18 protein-coding genes are annotated in these 20,090 nt (G+C 49.3%); 4 read left to right on the top strand and 14 right to left on the bottom strand.

What is annotated here, in order from left to right; all coding sequences use genetic code 11:
- Nucleotides 1-65: 65 nt before the first annotated feature.
- The 3 genes from AC3IRK_RS05510 to AC3IRK_RS05500 all read right to left on the bottom strand — a co-directional run bounded on the left by AC3IRK_RS05510 (nucleotide 66) and on the right by AC3IRK_RS05500 (nucleotide 3,559).
- On the bottom strand, nucleotides 66-353 hold the full coding sequence (locus AC3IRK_RS05510; RefSeq protein ID WP_131503017.1) for a hypothetical protein: 288 nt from the start codon (nucleotides 351-353) through the stop codon (nucleotides 66-68).
- Between the two features lie 129 nt (nucleotides 354-482).
- On the bottom strand, nucleotides 483-1,940 hold the full coding sequence (locus tag AC3IRK_RS05505; RefSeq protein WP_489170485.1) for a phytoene desaturase family protein: 1,458 nt from the start codon (nucleotides 1,938-1,940) through the stop codon (nucleotides 483-485).
- The gene (locus AC3IRK_RS05500; RefSeq protein WP_489170483.1) at nucleotides 1,937-3,559 is read right to left on the bottom strand and encodes a DUF3153 domain-containing protein; all 1,623 of its coding nucleotides are present in this window, start codon (nucleotides 3,557-3,559) and stop codon (nucleotides 1,937-1,939) included. The genes AC3IRK_RS05505 and AC3IRK_RS05500 overlap by 4 nt, the downstream gene beginning before the upstream one ends.
- A gap of 543 nt (nucleotides 3,560-4,102) precedes the next feature.
- On the opposite strand from AC3IRK_RS05500, the gene AC3IRK_RS05495 reads away from it, so the two are divergent.
- From AC3IRK_RS05495 to AC3IRK_RS05480, 4 genes are read left to right on the top strand one after another with little or no spacing between them, the layout of a single operon-like run.
- Entirely contained in the window at nucleotides 4,103-5,095 is a 993-nt protein-coding gene (locus AC3IRK_RS05495; protein ID WP_489170482.1) for a siderophore ABC transporter substrate-binding protein, read from the top strand.
- Complete coding sequence (locus tag AC3IRK_RS05490; RefSeq protein WP_489170481.1) at nucleotides 5,096-6,115, top strand: ABC transporter permease; 1,020 nt, start codon at nucleotides 5,096-5,098, stop codon at nucleotides 6,113-6,115.
- 8 nt (nucleotides 6,116-6,123) lie between these two features.
- Nucleotides 6,124-7,179 (top strand): iron chelate uptake ABC transporter family permease subunit, encoded by a 1,056-nt coding sequence (locus AC3IRK_RS05485; RefSeq protein WP_370528996.1) that lies wholly within the window; start codon nucleotides 6,124-6,126, stop codon nucleotides 7,177-7,179.
- Nucleotides 7,176-7,928: an iron ABC transporter ATP-binding protein gene (locus tag AC3IRK_RS05480; protein WP_131973132.1), complete on the top strand. Its 753-nt coding sequence runs from the start codon at nucleotides 7,176-7,178 to the stop codon at nucleotides 7,926-7,928. Before AC3IRK_RS05485 ends, AC3IRK_RS05480 begins: the two co-directional genes overlap by 4 nt.
- Nucleotides 7,929-8,008: 80 nt before the next feature.
- Here AC3IRK_RS05480 and AC3IRK_RS05475 read toward each other — a convergent pair whose 3' ends face one another.
- From AC3IRK_RS05475 to AC3IRK_RS05425, 11 genes are all read right to left on the bottom strand, one after another.
- Nucleotides 8,009-9,184 (bottom strand): glycine C-acetyltransferase, encoded by a 1,176-nt coding sequence (locus AC3IRK_RS05475; protein WP_114596234.1) that lies wholly within the window; start codon nucleotides 9,182-9,184, stop codon nucleotides 8,009-8,011.
- Nucleotides 9,184-10,275 (bottom strand): L-threonine 3-dehydrogenase, encoded by a 1,092-nt coding sequence (gene tdh / locus AC3IRK_RS05470; protein WP_131503024.1) that lies wholly within the window; start codon nucleotides 10,273-10,275, stop codon nucleotides 9,184-9,186. Before tdh ends, AC3IRK_RS05475 begins: the two co-directional genes overlap by 1 nt.
- Before the next feature lie 95 nt (nucleotides 10,276-10,370).
- Nucleotides 10,371-11,237 carry a 2-oxoacid:ferredoxin oxidoreductase subunit beta gene (locus AC3IRK_RS05465; protein ID WP_026828795.1) on the bottom strand — a complete coding sequence of 289 codons (867 nt, stop codon included), beginning with the start codon at nucleotides 11,235-11,237 and terminating at the stop codon, nucleotides 10,371-10,373.
- On the bottom strand, nucleotides 11,224-12,975 hold the full coding sequence (locus tag AC3IRK_RS05460) for a 2-oxoacid:acceptor oxidoreductase subunit alpha (protein ID WP_131503184.1): 1,752 nt from the start codon (nucleotides 12,973-12,975) through the stop codon (nucleotides 11,224-11,226). Before AC3IRK_RS05460 ends, AC3IRK_RS05465 begins: the two co-directional genes overlap by 14 nt.
- 202 nt (nucleotides 12,976-13,177) lie before the next feature.
- On the bottom strand, nucleotides 13,178-13,438 hold the full coding sequence (locus AC3IRK_RS05455; RefSeq protein WP_131503025.1) for a stage V sporulation protein S: 261 nt from the start codon (nucleotides 13,436-13,438) through the stop codon (nucleotides 13,178-13,180).
- A gap of 29 nt (nucleotides 13,439-13,467) precedes the next feature.
- On the bottom strand, nucleotides 13,468-14,262 hold the full coding sequence (locus AC3IRK_RS05450; RefSeq protein WP_012369931.1) for a TIGR00282 family metallophosphoesterase: 795 nt from the start codon (nucleotides 14,260-14,262) through the stop codon (nucleotides 13,468-13,470).
- 51 nt (nucleotides 14,263-14,313) lie between these two features.
- Nucleotides 14,314-15,876, bottom strand: a complete 1,563-nt coding sequence (gene rny / locus AC3IRK_RS05445) for a ribonuclease Y (protein WP_012369930.1) — start codon at nucleotides 15,874-15,876, stop codon at nucleotides 14,314-14,316.
- Between the two features lie 193 nt (nucleotides 15,877-16,069).
- Nucleotides 16,070-17,113, bottom strand: coding sequence for a recombinase RecA (gene recA, locus AC3IRK_RS05440; protein ID WP_131973135.1), 1,044 nt, complete (start codon nucleotides 17,111-17,113; stop codon nucleotides 16,070-16,072).
- A gap of 101 nt (nucleotides 17,114-17,214) precedes the next feature.
- Nucleotides 17,215-18,459, bottom strand: a complete 1,245-nt coding sequence (locus AC3IRK_RS05435) for a competence/damage-inducible protein A (protein WP_489170480.1) — start codon at nucleotides 18,457-18,459, stop codon at nucleotides 17,215-17,217.
- Between the two features lie 70 nt (nucleotides 18,460-18,529).
- The gene (gene pgsA, locus AC3IRK_RS05430; RefSeq protein WP_114596239.1) at nucleotides 18,530-19,108 is read right to left on the bottom strand and encodes a CDP-diacylglycerol--glycerol-3-phosphate 3-phosphatidyltransferase; all 579 of its coding nucleotides are present in this window, start codon (nucleotides 19,106-19,108) and stop codon (nucleotides 18,530-18,532) included.
- 64 nt (nucleotides 19,109-19,172) lie between these two features.
- The gene (locus AC3IRK_RS05425; protein WP_426354972.1) at nucleotides 19,173-20,063 is read right to left on the bottom strand and encodes a helix-turn-helix domain-containing protein; all 891 of its coding nucleotides are present in this window, start codon (nucleotides 20,061-20,063) and stop codon (nucleotides 19,173-19,175) included.
- Nucleotides 20,064-20,090 lie beyond the last annotated feature (27 nt).

Below are 20,090 nucleotides of genomic sequence, written 5' to 3'. Positions count from 1 at the left end.
AAAACGCATCCAAGTTTCGACATGAAAGAGTCCCAGCCTCAACCGGACTGGGACTCATTATGTAGTTAAAACGTAAATTCACCGAAATTTTCGCCGTCCCATGTTGCTGTCGCTGTCGACACAAAGTAGACGAGTCCGTTTCCAAATGTATTTTCCATCAATGAAACGATTTGATGACCGGCTGTCTGTTCGACGAACGCCAATCGGACTTCTTCTTTTCCTTGATAAATTCGTTCATATACGCTTAATCCCCGGGCATTGATGAAGGTGCGGGCGTTTGTAAAAATCAACGGACCGACTTCCGGGCGACGTTCTTGAATGAAATCTTGACACTTGTCTTCAAACTGATTCAATCTCGTTCACTCCTTCTCTCTCTTTTTTCGCTCATGAATAACTACTTCCCGTCTCGCCTCAATCATAATCCTGTTCTCAAAAAAAAGCGACCATCCGGCCGCTTCTTTCATTATTTCCCAAACTCTTTTCTAAATCTTCACACCGAACTCCCGGGCCACATGAATGGCGGAAGTCGTCGCTCCGATTGTTCCGGCACCCGGAAATACAGTATCGCCGATGATATAAAGTCCCGGGACACCCGTCCGAAACGAGGCAGCGCGAAACAAACTTGTCGACGGCAATTGCGGATATCCGCCGACACCGCCATCCGGACGTGATGTATAGCGGACCCAGGCACCCGGTCCACCGGGATGGCGTTCAATGACTTGATCTTGAAAACCGGGGAATTCTTGTTCTAAAATCGTTTCGAATTTTTCCTGCATGGTTTCGACTTGCCGGTCATATTGCGCGCGGTCGTCGCGTGTGAACTGACCGATCGGAATATGGCAGGACATCGTCAACGTCCGACACCCGATTGGTGCCCGCTCGATGTCTCCCGTCCGGGATAAGGAGATGAACGCATGACCCGACGGTAGAAGCGGATCGTGAATTTGCCGAAAGGCGTGATCCTCTTGAATGATTGTCTCAGGAATCGCTGCGTAATACGTAAATGTTGCCCACTGCGTTAAGTCAGCTTGTCGCTTGTACGTCCGGCCCAATGCAAGTCGCAATGACGGTTCGACCAGTTTCTGCATCGCTTCGATCGGCAAGGCACCGATGACGGCATCGGCAAGTAAAAGTCGTCCCCGCCGGTCTTCCAGTAAAAATCCATCCGCCGTTTGACGGACAGAGGTGATTTTACGACCGAGCAATACTGTTGCTCCGTCCGCTTCAGCAGTAGCTTTCAGACGTTCTGCGACTTGATACAGTCCACCCGGAACGTAATACGCGCCGTCATGATAAATCGACAATGCAACGGCTCCAAGCAACGCCGAAGCTTCTTTTCCCGTCTGCATGCTATCGAGTAAAATCCCGTCGATCAGTTGTGCAAAAACCGTCCCGTCCAACTGATGTTTCCGGAGAATGTCACCAACCGTCCGCGCCAGATAGGGGAGTAGCGGCAGACTTGCTTTTGTTTCCCGGACAATCATCCGCGCATCACGCAACGTTTTGAGCGGTAACGCCGGTAATGCCTGCATTAACGGTTGGACGTGTTGCTGGATCCGGTCCAGTTCATCAAAAAAGTGTTGAATCGCATCTGCCTGCTCAGGAAACTGGTCCTTTAAATGCGCAATGAAACGGTCCCGTTCCCGATAATAGAAGATATCATGCCCGTCCAACTTGATTGTCATGACGGTTTCGAGCAATTCGACAGGCTGGTCGATTTGCAGGTGCTGCAGCACCCGGTCATGAATACCGCCGGACTCAAAACCCATTCCGAGTGTCGCACCGACCGGATAGGTAAAGTCTTTGCGGGTAAACTTACCCGCTGACCCGCCCCATTCACGGCTTCCTTCGCACAAAGTCACATCATGCCCGTTTCGAGCGAGTAACGCCGCAGCGGTGACGCCCGCTATTCCGCCTCCGATGATGACAATCCGTTTCATGACGGTTCCTCCTCTGTCTCTGTGACCAGATTTTCTTTAAACAAAAAATTGCGGACTTCTTTGAAAACCGGTTCCCGGCGATGGATCGTAAAATGATCATACTTATAGGATTTCGTTTGAATGTTATCCGTATACGCATCAAGCGCAAACGAGCTTTTGAGCGGAATCAAATTGAAGTCTCCGCCTTTCGCTCCAAAAGAATAGACCAGCACATCCCGGGGCCATGTCTCCAAACGATCCTTCAGATTTTTCATCGCTGCCGAGTTTTCAGCCAAATCCTGAATCGCCGGACTGTTTGTATTCGTACCGAACGGAGCAAGCGTCAGCCCGAGCGTCGCATAATCCGAGCCGCTGATCGGTGCATCGAGCGTCACGAGTTTTCGGATATGGTACGGGATATCTTCTTTCAGTGTATAAGCGACGACATCGACTCCGCCCATACTGTGACCGACGAGTTGGATGTCCGTAAACGTCGCCTGTTGCTTTTGGTCATATTGTTCAATTGCTGTACTGAGCCATTTTTGTTGATTAGCAAGACTTGCTTCATCGTCTTCAAAGACAATCCGGACAAGCGGATAACCGGTCGTAGACGGTTTGACGTCACAAACTACTTTCCCGTTTCGTGACACATCACATCGTCCGCCGTCATCTGCCAGCTTCTTTTTCGTGAAGTTCTCCATCATCGGCAGGAAGGTCCGTTCTGTCCCGAACAGACCGTGAACCATGAATGTCGGCGTGATTTCGCCGACCTGTTGCGCGACAATCTGTTTTGTCGGCGGTGGTGCACTCGACGTCTCATCGGCAAAGAACCACCAGGCACTGCCACCGACAAGCAGACAGACGAGTACCGAGATACCTATGGTCTGCAGTTGTTTGCGGCGTAATTTCCGGACGTGATGAACAATCCAAAAGATAAGCAGACAAACCCCGATCAACAAAAAGATTCCCGTGACGATCCAGCCGGTCGGATTCGGAACATAGGCGATCAGCTGTAACTCGTTAGCCTTTGTCCCGTACAGTTTCCACGAGACATTATTATGATTCGCCCAGTCGATTTTTTCCCCATTTTGCAGACCAATCACTTTCGGTCCATGAAGATTGATTTCAATATCTGCCTGCCGGAGATAACGATCGGCTAATTTTTTAACCTGTCCGGTCGGCTGATAGCCTTTAATGTTCAACCGGTCGATACTTAAATCAATGTTCGTATCCAGTCGATACGTATTAAACCAAAATCCTTTTTCCTGCTTGACTTCATACGTCGTATCCGGCGGGATGAGGATACCGCCGATCCCTGTTTTCCATTCATCTTTAATCGTTGCCAAATCTTCGAATTTGGCAAATTTCTTTTCCATCCGGATGCCTTCGTAATCATCCTGCGTCTTGAACGTCTTTGCCGCGTACCCGTTCTTCTCAGCCTGTTTGACATACGTATTCCAGTCCGGGTTCAGATTAAGTAATCGCGCTACAGGATGCTCTTTTGCCGCGTATGTCGTTTTCAAGGTGACACTTTTGTCGGTATGGACCGTCGCATCGTATTGGATCCGGATACATCCGCCAAGTACCATTGCCATCAACGCGAACGACAGGACAATAAGTTTTTTTCGTTTGCTGATCAAATCGTCACACGCCCTTTCTCTCTGCTATCAGCTCGTTTTTCTTTTCCCTAACTCGGAAGTCCTCATGCTTCAAAATGAGAATGTCCAAAAAAATGTAACAGACTTTAAGCCGTCACGCTCTAGTTGTTTAGACATGAAGAAGTCACTTCAGTCTTTGTCATTCTACTTTTCCAGAAAAATATCCGACGCTTGTATCTGTTGTGAACAAATACATTCATTCAACTTCTAATCATTTAAATTCTGTTGTTTTTATGATTATATCAGCTGATTTGACCGTTATCAGCAAGTGATTGCTGCTTTATTAACATATGAATTTTGTAAAATACTTCGAGATTTTTATTTCCGTATAGTTTATAGAAATAAAAAATCGGAAAGTTCAGCAAACAAAAATTGTCATTGCATCTCCAATTTTTGTTTGCTATCATTCAACTTGAAGATGACAATGATAATCATTATCAGTTAATTCGTGAAAGAAAAACACATACATATTCACAAAAGAATTGATTTGATGCATTGTCTAAAACCAAAAGGAGATGAATTAAAATGGGGACACTCAAAACATCGATGGTGATGAGCTCACTCGCCGTCTTACTTGCCGCTTGCGGCACAGCGAACGAAACGACTACAGACAGTAAACAATCTGCTGCAAAAACGGTCGAAATCACGGATGCACACGGTACGGTCAAGGTACCCGTACAACCGAAGAAAGTCGTTGCACTCGATAACCGGACATTCGAGACACTCGCTGCCTGGGACGTCGAGCTCGCTGCCGCTCCGGTCGGACTGTTGCCGGCTGAATCGCCGTACGCCAAAGACAAGGAAATCGTCGACGTCGGCATGCACTTCGAACCAAACCTCGAAGCCATCGCCGGTGTCAATCCGGATGTCGTCATCGTCGGTCAACGTTTTGCGGATTACTACGACGAGATCAAAAAGTTAGTCCCGGAAGCTGCCGTCATCGATTTGGACATCGAATTGCCTGAAACATCCGGAACACCGGGTGAACTGTTAGTCAAAGGTCTTGAAGATACGACACACACTCTCGGTCAAATCTTTGCCAAGAAAAAAGAAGCCGACCAACTCGTCTCGACCTTCGAACAGTCGATTCAGGATGTGAAAAAATCCTATAACGGAAAAGACAGCGTCATGTCGGTCATCGTCTCGGGTGGAGACATCGGTTTCTCCGCTCCGATGAGCGGTCGTGTCTTTGGACCGATGTATGACATCTTCGGCTGGAAACCGGCACTTGAAGTCAAGCAGAAATCAGGTAACGATCAAGGAGACGAAGTGTCGGTCGAAGCCATCGCGCAAAGCAATCCGGACCGTTTGCTTGTCTTAGACCGTGACGCTCCGCTCGGAAACGCCAAAGATGCTGTTCCGGCGGAAGATGTCATCAATCGTGCTCCGGCGCTTCAAAAGACGACAGCCGTCAAAGAAGACCGGATTGTGTATACACCAAAGGACATGTACTTAAACGAATCAATTCAGACCTATTCAGAATTTTTTCAAAGTGTGTCGAAAGCATTTGTGAAGTAAATGGACCAGATCAAGCCGCAACAAGTGAATGGAAGTGTTGAGCCGATTGCTCGACCTTCCTTTTCTGTCGTTTGGACGCCACCGTTTATCATCGCCCTGCTGATCATCGGTCTCCTTGCCGTTACTTCCCTGTTTACCGGAGTCTATGATCTCGGGAACACGGCAAATGACTTTTCTATGTTTTGGATTACACGCGTCCCGAGGACGATTGCCCTGATGCTGACAGGTGCAGCCATGGCGATGGCGGGACTCGTCATGCAACTGATTACACAGAACCGGCTCGTCGAACCGACGACGACCGGCACGATTGAATGGGCGGGACTTGGACTATTGACCGTCTATCTGCTTGTTCCGGCACCGACATTGATGATGCGGATGACCGGTGCGATCGTGTTCGCTTTCGCCGGCACGATGGTGTTCTTTTGGTTCCTGCGTTCAGTCCAGCTCCGTTCTTCATTGATCGTACCGATCATCGGACTCATGCTCGGTGCTGTCATCTCAGCCATTTCCACCTTCTTAGGTTTATATTTCCGGTCGAGCCAGGCGCTGGAGGGATGGTTTGTCGGATCGTTTTCATCCGTCCAGATCGGGCGCTATGAATACTTATGGATTATTGTCGGGGTCACGATGTGTATTTTCTTTCTCGCCAATCGTTTGACAGTAGTCGGTCTCGGCGAGGATATCGCGACGAGTCTCGGCATTCATTACAACCGTCTGATGATCATTGCAACGGGTCTGATCGCCTTGTCCGTCGGCATCGTCGCGACGGTTATCGGAAACTTACCGTTTCTCGGTCTGATCGTGCCGAATCTCGTCTCGATGATGCGCGGGGATGACTTGCGCAGTAACTTGCCGTGGGTCTGTATCATCGGGATGGGGACGGTTCTCGTCAGTGATTTAATTTCGCGGACGTTGATTCAACCCTTTGAATTGCCGGTCTCACTGATTCTCGGAACGGTTGGTGCAGCCGTCTTCATTCTCATCCTGTTGCGGCAACGAAAAAGAGGAGGTATTCGATGAGTACAGTCATGCACAGAAAACCGAAACCTTCCCCAGCTGAACGAACGACCGCTCATAAGAGCAGCCGGAATGCTTCGGCCTTCCCTTCTAAGCGACTTGCGCGCCGCTACTGGATTTTGTTGTCCCTGTTTTTGTCCGGTGGACTGCTCTGTTCGCTTGGTCTCCTGCTCTACAACAATCCGGTTCCCGTTCAATCACCGTCCTTTTGGCCGGTCGTCGAACGCCGGATCACAGCCATCGTGACAATGGCGATTGCCGCACTCTGCCAAAGCCTTGCCACCGTCGCCTTTCATTCGGTCACGAATAACCGGATTATCACACCGTCCCTGCTTGGATTCGATGCACTGTACTCGACGATTCAAACGTCGATGATCTTTTTCTTTGGTGCAGGGGCTCTGATCGGTTTTTCAGGGACGGGAGCATTTTTGACCCAAGTCGGTCTCATGCTCGTGATGAGTCTGCTCCTCTATGGATGGCTATTATCCGGAAAATATGCCGATTTACAGCTCATGTTGCTAATCGGCATCATCCTCGGCACCGGACTGAATTCTCTCGCAAGCTTCATGAGACGGATGCTCGATCCGTCCGAATTCGATATTCTGCAGGCGCGACTGTTCGGTTCAGTCACAAATGCCGATGCTGCCTATTTTCCAATCGTGATTCCGGTCGTTCTGATCGTCAGTATCTTGTTGTTTCTGTCGGCGAACCGTCTGAATGTCATCGCCCTTGGAAAAGACGTCGCGACCTCGTTCGGCGTCAATCACCGCCGAAGTGTCATCTATGTCCTCATCCTCATTTCCTTACTCATGTCGATGTCGACGGCACTGATTGGACCACTGACGTTTTTCGGTTTTCTCGTTGCCACACTCAGTTATCAGGTCGCTTCTACATACGACCATAAATACGTCTTACCGATGGCATTTTCGATCGGCTTTCTCGTTCTGACGAGTGCCTATTTCTTCATGTATCATATTTTCAATGCACCGAGCGTCGTCTCCGTCATCATTGAACTCTTTGGCGGTCTGATTTTCTTAACGGTGTTATTACGAAAGAGGTCCCTATGATTAAATTAACGCAAGTCAAAAAAACGTATTCGGATCATGTTCAAATCGGTCCGCTTGAACTTGAAATCCCGCAAGCCGGGCTGACCGCACTGATCGGACCGAACGGCGCCGGTAAATCGACGACACTGATGATGATCGGTCGTCTGTTGCATCTCGACGAAGGACAGATCCAGGTCGCAGGACTCGATGTCTCAAGTACGAAGTCCAAGGATCTGGCAAAAATCCTGACGATTCTTCGTCAGGAAAATCATTTTGTAACCCGGTTGACGGTTCGCCAACTGGTCGGGTTCGGCCGTTTCCCCTACTCCCAGGGGCGCATGACGCCGGACGACGAAGCCATCACATCAAAATACATCGACTTTCTTGACCTGACACCACTCGAGAACCGTTATCTCGACGAACTGTCAGGCGGACAACGTCAACGGGCTTATGTCGCAATGGTCTTATGTCAGGAGACGGATTACGTGTTGCTGGATGAACCGCTCAACAATCTCGATATCGCCCGGTCCGTCCAAATGATGGGGTATCTTCGTCATGTCGCGGATGAGCTCGGACGAACAATCATTACCGTCTTACACGACATCAATTTTGCAGCGAAATATGCCGACCATATTTGTGCCATGAAACATGGACAGATTGCTGCGTTCGGTACGGTACAGGAAATCATGGTCGCGGACACGCTATCCGATATTTTTGAGACCGATCTCGAAATCATGGATGGACCATACGGACCGATTGCCGTTTACTGAGATAATCCAGCAGGAAACATATCAAAAAGAAGGACGGCGCATCGAGTGATGGCCGTCCTTCTTTTTAGTTTCAGACTTTCTTATTTAATCAATTCTAACTCTTGTCCGACTTGCTTAAATGCTTCGAGTGCCTGCTCTAAATCTTCGCGTGTGTGTTCCGCTGTGACGATCGTCCGGACACGCGCTTTGCCTTTCGCGACCGTCGGGAAAGCAATCCCTTGTGCAAAGACACCGTGTTGACGCAGACGGTCTGACAGCTGATGACATAATGCTTCATCACCGACGATGACCGGTGTGATCGGCGTCGTTGACGTGCCGATATTAAAGCCGAGTTCACGCAAACCATGTTTGAAGAATTCCGTGTTTTCCCAGAGACGGTCAAACAGTTCCGTTTCTTCTTCCATGACGCGGAGCGCTTCCCGGTTCGCTTCGACGACTGCCGGTGGATGCGACGTCGAGAACAGGAACGGACGGCCTTTATGGATCAGATAGTCTTTGACGTGTTGTTCACACGCAACATATCCCCCGAGAACACCAATCGCTTTTGAGAGTGTCCCGACCTGTAAGGCGACTCGTCCGTCGAGACCGAAGTGATTAACGGTTCCACGGCCACTTTTTCCGAGAACACCGGATGCATGGGCATCATCGACCATGACGAGGGCATCGTATTTTTCAGCCAGTTCGACGATTTCCGGGAGTGGCGCAATGTTACCGTCCATCGAGAAGACGCCGTCCGTTACGACGAGACGTGTCCGCGCATCTTGTGTTTCCTGCAGCGCCGCTTCCAGGTCCGCAAGATCAACATGATTATAAATACGGCGTTTCGCTTTTGTCAGACGAATTCCGTCGATGATTGACGCATGGTTCAAGGCATCAGAAATGACGACGTCTTCCGGTCCGAGCAAGGCTGACAACACACCGAGGTTTGTTGCGAATCCGGATTGGAAGACAAGTGCCGCTTCCGTATGTTTAAAGGTCGCCAGTTCCCGTTCGAACGCCTGGTGCATTTCGAGTGTTCCGGCAATCGTCCGGACCGATCCTGTTCCGGCACCGAATTCAAGTGCTGCGTCCGCTGCCCGCTTCGCGAGACGCGGGTGCGCTGCGAGTCCGAGATAGTTGTTCGACGACAGTTGAATCAATTCTTTCCCGTCGACCGTCACCCGGTTGTGCTGGGCACTCTCAAGTGCGACGAGTTCGCGGAACGTTCCCGCTTGTTTCATCTCTTCTAATTCTGTCCGTAAATGCTCAAAACCCATTAATTTGTCCCCCTTGGTTGTAGTACGACCTTTCCACATTTCCCTTGTCGCATCAATTCGAATCCTTCTTCAAACCGTTCGAGTGGTAACGTATGCGTAATCAACGGTTTCACATCGACTTTTCCGCTCGACAGGAAAGCGGACACCTGACTCCATGTCTCATACATCTTCCGCCCGGTAATCCCCTGAACGCGGACTCCTTTGAAGACGACATGGTTCGTCAAATCGATTTCAACCGGTTTGACCGGCAGACTCAAGATGTTAACGTCTCCTCCTGCTGTCACCATCTCGAATGCTTGACCGATCGCGACCGGATGACCGCTCATTTCGCAGACGACATCAATGCCGTCTCCGTCCGTCATCAAACGGACCCGTTCTAGGACATCTTCATGACGCGAATCGATGACGACATCTGCACCCATCGTCTTCGCAAGTTCCAAGCGGTACGGATTGACATCGATTGCGATGACTTCCGCAGCACCTGCCGCTTTCGCGACGGATACGGCCATCAGACCGATTGGACCACAGCCGACGACTGCCACCGTTTTCGCACTGACATCACTTGCAAGAACCGTATGGACGGCATTGCCCATCGGCTCTTGAATCGATGCGATGCTGGCCGGCATGTCGTCCGGATTGACCCAGAGATTTTCTTCAGGCATGACGACGTACTCCGCGAAACAGCCTTGCGTGTCGACCCCGATGATTTTTGTGTTTTTACAAATATGATATTGACCACGTAAACATTGTTTACATTGATGACAGACGATATGTGTTTCCGCCGAGACGTGGTCCCCGAGCTTCAGACGTTTTGTCCCTTCCCCGAGTTCCACGACTTCGCCTGAAAACTCATGTCCGAAGACGTACGGTGGATTGACACGGGACGCTGCCCAGGCATCCCATTCGTAAATATGGACATCCGTCCCGCAAATTGAAGTCGCCTCGACGCGGATCAAGACTTCACCGCGTTTTGGTGACGGAACCGCCACTTCTTTTAAAACGGCGCCAAATCCCCGTTCTTCTTTGACGAGTGCCCGCATCGTTTTTACTTTCGTCGTGTCTTCTACAGCTGTCACTAGTTTTGTCATCATTCCCCGACTCCTTCGTGGTCCTTGCCTCTTTCTCTAATCGGTCAAGACCAAGTATTGAGCATCCCCAACTAACCAAACAATCATTCACTTCTAGTTTACATGAATTCAGCCGCAAGTTTACCAAATGTTTCTTCATTCATGTCGAGATTTGCAAAAGTCAGCCCCTGATCGGCATACCCGTCGATTTGGGACTGATAATCCGGACGCGAATCGTCCTGATAAATCAAGCCCATGACGAGACCGTTATGTTCGTGGACGACCCTTTTCGCGAGATCAAGATTCGTCGCATCATAGTCATCGAGATCATCCAGTTTCGTCAGATTCTGTTTGAACCAGTCGTACGTGTTGACTTTATTGAACGTCACACACGGACTGAACACGTTGATAAAGGCAAATCCTTTATGTTGCGTCGCCTGTTCAATCAGACTCGTCAATCCTTTCAAGTCATTCGAAAAGCTTTGGGCAACGAATGTTGCGCCTGCCGTCAATGCCAGTTCGACCGGTGAGACACTTTTTTCGATGGATCCTTTCGGTGTCGACTTCGTCTTAAAACCGAGCGCCGACGTCGGGGATGTCTGTCCTTTTGTCAAACCATAGATTTGATTGTCCATGACGATGTACGTCATATCGACATTTCGTTTGAATGCATGAATCGTATGTCCCATCCCGATGGCGAATCCGTCCCCGTCACCGCCGGACGCGATGACCGTCAACTCACGGTTCGCCATCTTGACGCCCTGGGCAATCGGTAACGACCGGCCGTGGACACCATGAAATCCGTACGTATTGATATAACCGGAAATCCGTCCCGAACAGCCGATACCGGAAATCAAAGCCAGTTCCTCCGGCTCCAGTCCGACGTTTGCGACCGCCCGTTGAATGGCCGCCTGAATCGAAAAGTCACCGCAGCCGGGACACCAGTTCGGTTTGACATCGTTTCTGAAATCTTTAAAGGTTGCCATGGAAAACCCCTCCTGCAACGACTTGTTCCACCACTTCCGCCGGATAGAACGGATCGCCGTTGAATTTTAAAATATGTTCAATTTTTTCTGCAAAACCGCAGTTCATCTGAATCAGTTTCGCCAGTTGTCCCGTCGCATTGTATTCGACGACGACGACCTGTTTGGCCCGCTCGAGGTGCGGACGGACGAGTTCACTCGGAAACGGATGCATCTGCCGGATATGGAGATGATCGACATGAATGCCCTGTTCTTCAAGACGCGGCATCACTTCTTCAATCGTTCCGCGCGTCGAGTTAAAACCGACAAACAGAATATCCGGTGTGGCATGCTGTTCTGTGACAAGGACGGCATCCTTCATCCGGAACCGGTTTAACTTGCGGAGACGTTTCGTCATTTGATCGACCCGATTCTTCGTCGCTTCCGACGGACGGCCTTCTTCGTTATGTTCGACTCCCGTCACATGATGAATACCGTGTTTCGTACCCGGGACGACACGCGGACTGATTCCGTCTTCCGTCACTTCATAGCGTTTGAAGTACGCTTTTCCTTCAAGTTCCGGCAGTTCATCAAGCATCAATTTCCCGCGGCGGATTTCAACGCGGTTGACATCAAGCGGTTCGACAGACTGTTTCCCGAGCGATAACATCAAATCCGTCAAGAGAATGACCGGACATTGGTATTCTTCCGCGATGTTGAATGCTTCCGCTGCATCATAAAAAGCTTCCTCGACTGTCGACGGCGCCAAGACGACTTTCGGAATCTCACCGTGTGTGCTGTAAATCATCGCCATCAAGTCGGACTGTTCCTGTTTCGTCGGCAGTCCGGTCGAAGGCCCCCCCCGTTGTGTATCAATGATGACAAGCGGCGTTTCCGTCATTCCGGACAAACCGATTGCTTCTGCCATCAGCGACAGACCGGGTCCGGCTGATGCCGTCAAGGCCCGGACGCCGGCGTAGTTGGCACCAATTGCCATCGTAACTGCGGCCAGCTCATCTTCCGTCTGAACGACGGTTCCGCCGAACTGCGGTAATTTTTTAATTAAGTACTCCATGATTTCCGACGACGGAGTAATCGGATAAGCTGCCATCAGACGGGCACCCCCTGCAACTGCACCAAGCGCAATCGCATCATTGCCGATCATAAACATCCGTTGCTGTCCGTCTGCCGGATCGAGGACGAAACGTTCCGCTGTTCCAGCCATCGCTTCAAATGCCGCTGCCCCTTCGCGAATCGCCGATAAGTTTTTCTCGACCATTTCCGGTCCTTTGCGGCCAAAAATCTGTTCCACGACCGCCTGGAAACGTTCCGGTGCAATCCCGAGAATCGCACTCGATGCCCCGATGGCAACCATGTTTTTCATCAACGACGTTCCGAGTCCGGACGCAATTTCCGTAAAAGGAATCGGATACAGGACGGCACGTGTCTGATCCGGGTTGGTCGGATTGAACTTCGCATCGGCAATGATGATTGCCCCTTGACGCAACTCATGGAAATTGACATCGATCGTTTCCTGGTCAAAGGCAACCAGAATATCGAGATCGTCGGCGACGGTCCGGACTTCGTGTGTCGCGACCCGGATTTTGTTGTTCGTATGTCCACCTTTGATGCGTGAAGAAAAATGACGGTATCCGTATAAGTAATAACCAAGGCGGTTCAAGGCAATGGCAAAGATCTCACCCGTCGATTCGATCCCTTCCCCCTGCTGACCGCCTACTTTCCATGACAATTGATTGTACATCGACGTTCGCTCCTTTAATCCCCTGAAATGATTGAAGCTGTCTGCTTCACTATCCTCCCCCATGATACCGATTTCCCGATGCTTGTACAATGCTCCGCTGACGAATCCGTTGATTTTTTCCTGTAATCCGTCATAAAAAAAGGCCATCTACTCCAACGAGTAAATGGTCTGGTTTAACGTAGGACCTATGTCCAATGATGCATCATCGTGGTTCAATGATTAATTTGATTGCCGTCCGTTCCTCGCCATCAATCATGATGTCGGTAAATGCCGGAATACAGATCAAATCCATGCCTGACGGTGCGACAAATCCTCTTGCGATTGCAACCGCTTTGACGGATTGATTGAGTGCACCTGCTCCGATTGCCTGAATTTCGACAGAACCTTTCTCTCGAAGTACACCTGCGAGCGCTCCGGCGACCGCATTCGGATTCGATTTAGCTGATACTTTCAGGACGTCCATGCATGTACCTCCCAATCAAAAATCAAAACTCAATCAAAGAAAATCGATTGATCCGTTAAATGGATGCGTTCAATCTTCGTTGCTTTTTTTGATACATCATCAATATGAATCAAGACTCCATTTAATTGTTCCCGTCCTTCAGCAACTTCAAACCGGGTTGGGAGCTGTGTTTTAAATTTTCGCAAGACATCTTCTTTGCGCATCCCGAGAACACCGTCGAGTGGACCTGTCATGCCGACATCCGTGATGTAAGCCGTTCCACCTTCAAGAATCCGTTCATCCGCCGTCTGGACGTGCGTATGTGTCCCGACAACCGCCTGGACACGACCTGCCAAGTGATAGCCCATCGCGATTTTTTCACTCGTTGCTTCCGCATGAACGTCAACGAAGATTGCATCGACTTCACCCTCGACTTCAGCAATCAGTTCATCGACTGTCCGGAATGGATCGCCGAGCGGCGGTAAGAAGACCGTCCCTTGAACGTTGATGACGGCGATTTTCTTGTTGCCGACTTTTAAGACCATCATGCCACGACCCGGTGTACCTTCCGGATAGTTCGCCGGACGGACGATCCGATCCGCGTCATCGATCCAGTCAAAGATGTCCCGGTTATCAAACGTATGGTTACCCATCGTCACACCATGGAATCCAAGTTCAAGTAACTGATGATAAATCGATTTCGTGATCCCGCGGCCATGCGCTGCATTTTCTCCATTGACGAGCATGACAGTCGGATTATATTTGGATTTAATGCGTGCTGTAAACTGCTGTAAGATATGACGGCCGGGTGCTCCGACGACATCTCCGATAAATAAGATTTTCATGAAACATTCCTCCAAGTAATTAAAAAAAGTGGCGGTCGCCCGCCACTTTACTTATTTTGCGTATTCGACCGCTCGTGTTTCCCGAATGACCGTGACTTTGATATGACCCGGATAATCGAGTTCTTCTTCGATTTTTTTCCGGATATCGCTTGCCATCTTATGGGCAAGGACATCGTCGACGACATCAGGACGAACGATAATCCGTACTTCACGACCTGCTTGAATCGCAAAGGACTTCTCTACCCCGTCAAATGATTCTGAGATTTCTTCCAGACGTTCGAGACGTCGGATGTAACTCTCGAGTGTTTCTTGACGTGCACCTGGACGGGCGGCAGATAAGGCATCTGCTGCTGCGACCAGAACGGAAATGACAGATGTCGCTTCCGTATCCCCGTGATGGGAAGCAATCGCATTGATGACGGTTGGATGTTCTTTGTACTTCGTACCAAGTTCCACTCCGATTTCAACGTGACTTCCTTCCACTTCGTGGTCAATCGCTTTCCCGATATCGTGGAGGAGACCAGCGCGTTTCGCAAGTGTTACATCCTCACCGAGCTCTGCTGCCATCATACCGGCAAGATGAGCGACTTCGAGTGAGTGGAACAATACGTTTTGACCGTAACTTGTCCGATACTTCAAGCGGCCGAGAATTTTGACGAGATCCGGATGAATCCCGTGAATCCCGACATCATATGTCGCTTCTTCACCGATTTCACGAATCCGTTCGTCGACTTCCCGGCGTGACTTGTCGACCATCTCTTCAATCCGAGCCGGGTGAATCCGACCGTCTTGAACGAGTTTTTCAAGTGCCATTTTTGCCACTTCCCGGCGAATTGGATCAAACCCGGATAAGATAACCGCTTCTGGTGTGTCATCGATGATTAAATCGATACCTGTCAACGTTTCAAGCGTCCGAATGTTTCGACCTTCACGACCGATGATCCGGCCTTTCATTTCGTCATTCGGCAAGTTGACGACAGAAACCGTCGTCTCTGCGATATGTTCCGCGGCGAACCGTTGAATCGCAAGTGAAAGGATGTTGCGTGCTTTTTTGTCTGCTTCTTCTTTTGCTTTTTGTTCGATTTCTTTTTGAAGAATGGCTGCATCGTGCATGGCAGCTTGTTTCGTCTCATCCATGATGATAGCTCTGGCCTCGTCTTGCGAAAGATTCGCAACACGTACGAGCTCTTGGCGTCCCTGTTCATACAGGTCCTCTACTTTGCGTTCTAACTCTTCAGCTTGATGCTTCCGTTTCGCGATCTCTGCATCACGCGTATTGATTTGTTCTTCCTTGCGGTCGATGGAATCAACACGGCGATCGAGTGTCTCTTCTTTTTGGAGCAATCGTCCTTCTTGTTTCGTTAACTCTTGACGACGTTCACGAAGCTCTTTTTCGACTTCATTCCGAAGTTTAAAGGCTTCATCTTTCGCTTCGAGCAATGCTTCTTTTTTCGTTGCTTCCGCTGATACTTGTGCACGTTCCACGATTTTCGTCGCTTCTGTTTCCGCGCCTTGAATCTTTGCTTCTGCAATCGATTTCCGCAAGAAGTAGCCTACGATGAATGCGATCAGTATTGCGAGGAGAAGTATGACAATCCAAGTTGTTGTACCCATGGGTTCACCTCCCCTTTACAAGGTGTTTCTTAGTTCATTTCGGTTATTCATCGAAGCTGTCTAAAAAACGTACATCTATATTGTAAGGATAGCACTCGTTCATTGTCAACGAACGGGCGGGAAAGAATTCCTATGTTTTCCTCTTTTGAACAAAAAAAGAGCAGAATCTGAATCGATTCCACTCTCTTTCGGCTTATTCTGCAAACAGATCTTCATCTTGACCTTCTTCAAAGTCAACCGGATCTTTGCGGTCGACGAGACCGTGATGTTCACGAATCAATCGTTCGACCTCATCCGCAACATCTGGATGTTCAATCATGTATTGTTTTGCATTTTCACGTCCTTGACCAAGACGCTCTGAATTGTATGAATACCAAGCACCACTTTTTTGGACGATATCAAGTTCTGTTCCAAGATCAATCAATTCACCAAATTTCGAGATACCTTGTCCATACATGATATCGACTTCCGCTTGTTTGAACGGCGGAGCGATTTTGTTTTTAACGACTTTCAGTTTCGTCCGGTTTCCGACGATATCTGTACCGTTTTTCAAGGCTTCTGCACGACGGACTTCAAGACGGACAGATGAGTAGAACTTCAAGGCACGTCCACCTGGAGTCGTTTCCGGGTTACCGAACATAACACCAATTTTTTCACGAATCTGGTTGATGAAGATGACGATTGTTTTTGATTTGTTTGTCGCACCCGACAATTTACGTAACGCCTGACTCATCAAACGGGCTTGCAGACCCATATGCGAGTCACCCATTTCGCCTTCGATCTCGGCTTTCGGAACAAGTGCAGCTACTGAGTCGACAACGAGGATATCGACAGCTCCCGAACGGACTAAAGCCTCCGCGATTTCAAGTGCCTGTTCTCCTGTATCCGGTTGTGATAACAGTAACTCATCGATGTTGACACCGAGTTTGCTGGCATAAGCAGGATCTAGTGCATGCTCGGCATCGATGAATGCTGCCTGCCCGCCTTGTTTTTGAACTTCAGCAATCGCATGAAGCGAGACTGTCGTTTTACCAGAAGATTCCGGACCATAGACTTCGATTACCCGTCCACGTGGATATCCACCTGCACCGAGCGCTATATCTAATGTGATGGATCCAGAAGAGATTACGGATACTCTCTGATCTGGACTTTCACCTAGTTTCATGATTGAACCTTTACCAAATTGTTTCTCAATCTGGCGTAATGCCATCTCAAGTGCTGCTTTACGATCACTCACGTAGCAGGCCTCCTTTTATTTATCTTACTGAGATTATTGTACTTCTTTTGAGACCGAATAACAAGCTTTTTACGAACATTTATTCGCATAGTTGAAAGAAATCATCTTTTGCCTATTTCGTCCGTCAGGCTGATATTTTGAATGAGCATGAAGTACGCATCTTTGACAGAACGTAATCTAATCATACCACGGTCGAAGGCGGGATATGTCAGTTCAAGTACTTCCGTACCGCCTGAATGTGCCAGGGCACAATAGACCGTCCCAACCGCTCGTCCGCTGTTGCTCGTCGGACCTGCTTCACCGGTTAAAGCGATCGCGAGATCCGTTTGATACAGTTTGCGTGCCCCTTCCGCCATGGCAACGGCAACTTCTCTGCTGACGGCAGTCTGTTCATCAAGTAAGGTATGCGGTACACCTAAGACGTTCACTTTAGCGGTATCCGCATAGACGACGGCACTGCCGCGGAAAACATCACTTGCGCCTTGAATATCGGTCAAACCGTTCGCAAAAGCACCTCCGGTCAGTGACTCCGCTGCAGACAGGGTCAGACCGGCTTTCCGGCAGCGGTCGAGGACGACCTCGGGTAAACTCGTTTCGCCGTAACCGTAAAAGTGACTCCCGACTTCGGCAAGTATCTGCTGCTCCAGCGTGTCAAGCATACCAAGGGCGACTTGTTCATCAAGCGCCTTTGCCGTCAAACGAAGACGGACTTCTGCTAATTCGGCATACGGTGCGACGGAAGGATTACGGGCGGTCCGGATGAGATTCGCCAACTGATCGTTTAATGCCGACTCTCCGATGCCGAAGAAACGTAATGTTCTCGATTTAATCGTTTCCTTGCCTAAAAGATGATCGAAATGGTCCGCAATGATCCGTTTCATTTCCCGCGGAACACCCGGTAGCAGAATGTATTGATGGTCCGGTGTATGAACGGACATACCCGGTGCAAGTCCCGCCTGGTTCGTCAAAACATCGGCTTGATCGATGACAAGGGCCTGTTTTTTTTCGTTCTCCGTCATCGTGCGTCCCCGCGTTTTTAAAAATGCCTCAATCCGGTCGTAGGCCGGTTGATCCACATGAAGCGTCCGTCCGAGCAGGTCCGCCACGACCTCTTTCGTCAAGTCATCTTCCGTCGGTCCAAGTCCTCCGGTAATGACAATCAATTCCGCCCGTTCCTGGGCCCGTGTGACGACTTCGACCATCCGATCCCGGTTATCTCCGACGACCGTATGGTAATGCACGTCAATGCCGCATGTCGCAAGCCACTCCGATAAATACTGGGCATTCGTATTCGCAATTTCCCCTAACAACAATTCACTTCCGACAGCAATGATTTCTGCTTTCATCCTACGTCCCCGCTTTCTTAACTATACGAAAAGACTGTTCGGTTTGACGAACAGTCTTGTTTGATCCACCTTACATGGATTTCGTAATTAATTTGATATTTTTCGAGAAATACTCGAGACCTGAATAAATTGTTAAAATCAACGCCAACCACATCGTGATTTCCGCAAAAGGAATGTTGAATAACGCAAATCCGATATCGTGCAGTAAAAAGGCGATGATGGATGTCAACTGGACCCAGGTCTTTGCTTTTCCGGAATTTCCGGCCGCAAGGACGATCCCTTCATCTGAAGCGACAAGACGGAGTCCTGTCACAGCAAATTCACGGCATAAGATGATGACGACGACCCAGGCAGCTACGAATCCGAGTTCGACTAAATAGACGAGTGCCGCAGCGACAAGCATCTTGTCGGCGAGTGGATCCATAAATTTACCGAAGTTCGTGACCAATTTGTTTTTCCGGGCAATATACCCGTCGAGCCAATCAGTGATGGCGGCGACGGAAAAGATCATCGCGGCGACGAAGTGGGAAACCGGGAGTTCCGCTCCTAAGACATCCCACTGTCCCCAGTCTGGATTGATGGCTAAGACGGCAACGAACACGGGAATCAGTAACACGCGTAAGACCGTCAATTGATTGGGCAAGTTCATTCTCGTATCCCTCCTTTTCGGGTTATGTATGTCAGCAAAACGGCTGACATGAAGAAGACACGCCTTATGGCGTGGCTACTTTCTTCAAGTAAATATTTTGAACGAGGAGGGAGCGGTTAAGCTTAAGCTCCTGATTGTTGACGAGAATCCGGTCGATTCCTTTGATGGAGCCGACCCGAATCCGAATCACGTCCGTTTTGGCATTTTTGACGACGATCGGGTTTGGATCTGACGCATTGATATGGTCAGGTGCGAGTGCTTGTCCTTCTAAAGAAGTATCCCGTACACCGACGAACGGTGACGGTGATGCATCTTTTTTGATCCGGATGGATACACTCATTGTACCATCTGTCGGGACTTCATAGGTGATGTCTTGACCGACTGTCGTCTTGACTGCCAATGGTTTTTTCGTTTCTTTTTTTACAGGTTCTTCTTTTTTCGCCGGTTCGTCTTTCGATTCTTCCGCTACCGGCGCGTCTGCTTCCTCACTCGGTGCGTCACCTTCATCAATCGTGACCTCACTTTGTTTCGGTGTCGCCGTTTTCGTTCCGTCACCATCCTGGAACGCCTGGAATCCGTAATACAAGGCTACCCCGATTGCAAAAATCAAGGCAATGATGATGATATTCGGAATCCACCGTTTGGCGACACTTTTCTTCGGTGCCGTTGATTTCGAATACGTCGCACGCCGGGACAGCTCAACGACAGGTTGCGCTTCCGGTTCCGGCAAATCACGTTTGTAAGTCGTAAACACTTCATCGACATCAAGACCGAGTGCTTCCGCGTATGTCTTGATAAAGGCACGTGCATAAAACGCACCCGGCAATTGTTTATAGTCGCCCTCTTCAATCGCAACAATGTAACGTTTTTGAATTTTTGTTGTACTTTGAATTTGTTCAAGAGAGATTCCTAGCGTCTCCCGTTGTTCCTTTAAGTAGGTTCCGAGCTCAGTCATCGGTAACACACCTTCCATTTTCAATAC

The sequence above is a fragment of the Exiguobacterium sp. GL_137 genome (assembly GCF_057834585.1).
Note: the sequence above shows the minus strand (reverse complement) of the source record. Positions and strands in the feature narration are given on the sequence as shown.

What these genes read in the sequence shown, in the direction of transcription:
- AC3IRK_RS05465 (WP_026828795.1), bottom strand. Translation starts at nt 11,237, where the DNA reads ATGGCAACCTTTAAAGATTTCAGAAACGATGTCAAACCGAACTGGTGT.
- AC3IRK_RS05425 (WP_426354972.1), bottom strand. Translation starts at nt 20,063, where the DNA reads ATGACTGAGCTCGGAACCTACTTAAAGGAACAACGGGAGACGCTAGGA.
- AC3IRK_RS05475 (WP_114596234.1), bottom strand. Translation starts at nt 9,184, where the DNA reads ATGGGTTTTGAGCATTTACGGACAGAATTAGAAGAGATGAAACAAGCG.
- AC3IRK_RS05485 (WP_370528996.1), top strand. Translation starts at nt 6,124, where the DNA reads ATGCACAGAAAACCGAAACCTTCCCCAGCTGAACGAACGACCGCTCAT.
- AC3IRK_RS05480 (WP_131973132.1), top strand. Translation starts at nt 7,176, where the DNA reads ATGATTAAATTAACGCAAGTCAAAAAAACGTATTCGGATCATGTTCAA.
- AC3IRK_RS05495 (WP_489170482.1), top strand. Translation starts at nt 4,103, where the DNA reads ATGGGGACACTCAAAACATCGATGGTGATGAGCTCACTCGCCGTCTTA.
- AC3IRK_RS05455 (WP_131503025.1), bottom strand. Translation starts at nt 13,438, where the DNA reads ATGGACGTCCTGAAAGTATCAGCTAAATCGAATCCGAATGCGGTCGCC.
- pgsA (WP_114596239.1), bottom strand. Translation starts at nt 19,108, where the DNA reads ATGAACTTGCCCAATCAATTGACGGTCTTACGCGTGTTACTGATTCCC.
- tdh (WP_131503024.1), bottom strand. Translation starts at nt 10,275, where the DNA reads ATGATGACAAAACTAGTGACAGCTGTAGAAGACACGACGAAAGTAAAA.
- AC3IRK_RS05460 (WP_131503184.1), bottom strand. Translation starts at nt 12,975, where the DNA reads ATGTACAATCAATTGTCATGGAAAGTAGGCGGTCAGCAGGGGGAAGGG.
- AC3IRK_RS05450 (WP_012369931.1), bottom strand. Translation starts at nt 14,262, where the DNA reads ATGAAAATCTTATTTATCGGAGATGTCGTCGGAGCACCCGGCCGTCAT.
- AC3IRK_RS05490 (WP_489170481.1), top strand. Translation starts at nt 5,096, where the DNA reads ATGGACCAGATCAAGCCGCAACAAGTGAATGGAAGTGTTGAGCCGATT.
- rny (WP_012369930.1), bottom strand. Translation starts at nt 15,876, where the DNA reads ATGGGTACAACAACTTGGATTGTCATACTTCTCCTCGCAATACTGATC.
- AC3IRK_RS05505 (WP_489170485.1), bottom strand. Translation starts at nt 1,940, where the DNA reads ATGAAACGGATTGTCATCATCGGAGGCGGAATAGCGGGCGTCACCGCT.
- AC3IRK_RS05435 (WP_489170480.1), bottom strand. Translation starts at nt 18,459, where the DNA reads ATGAAAGCAGAAATCATTGCTGTCGGAAGTGAATTGTTGTTAGGGGAA.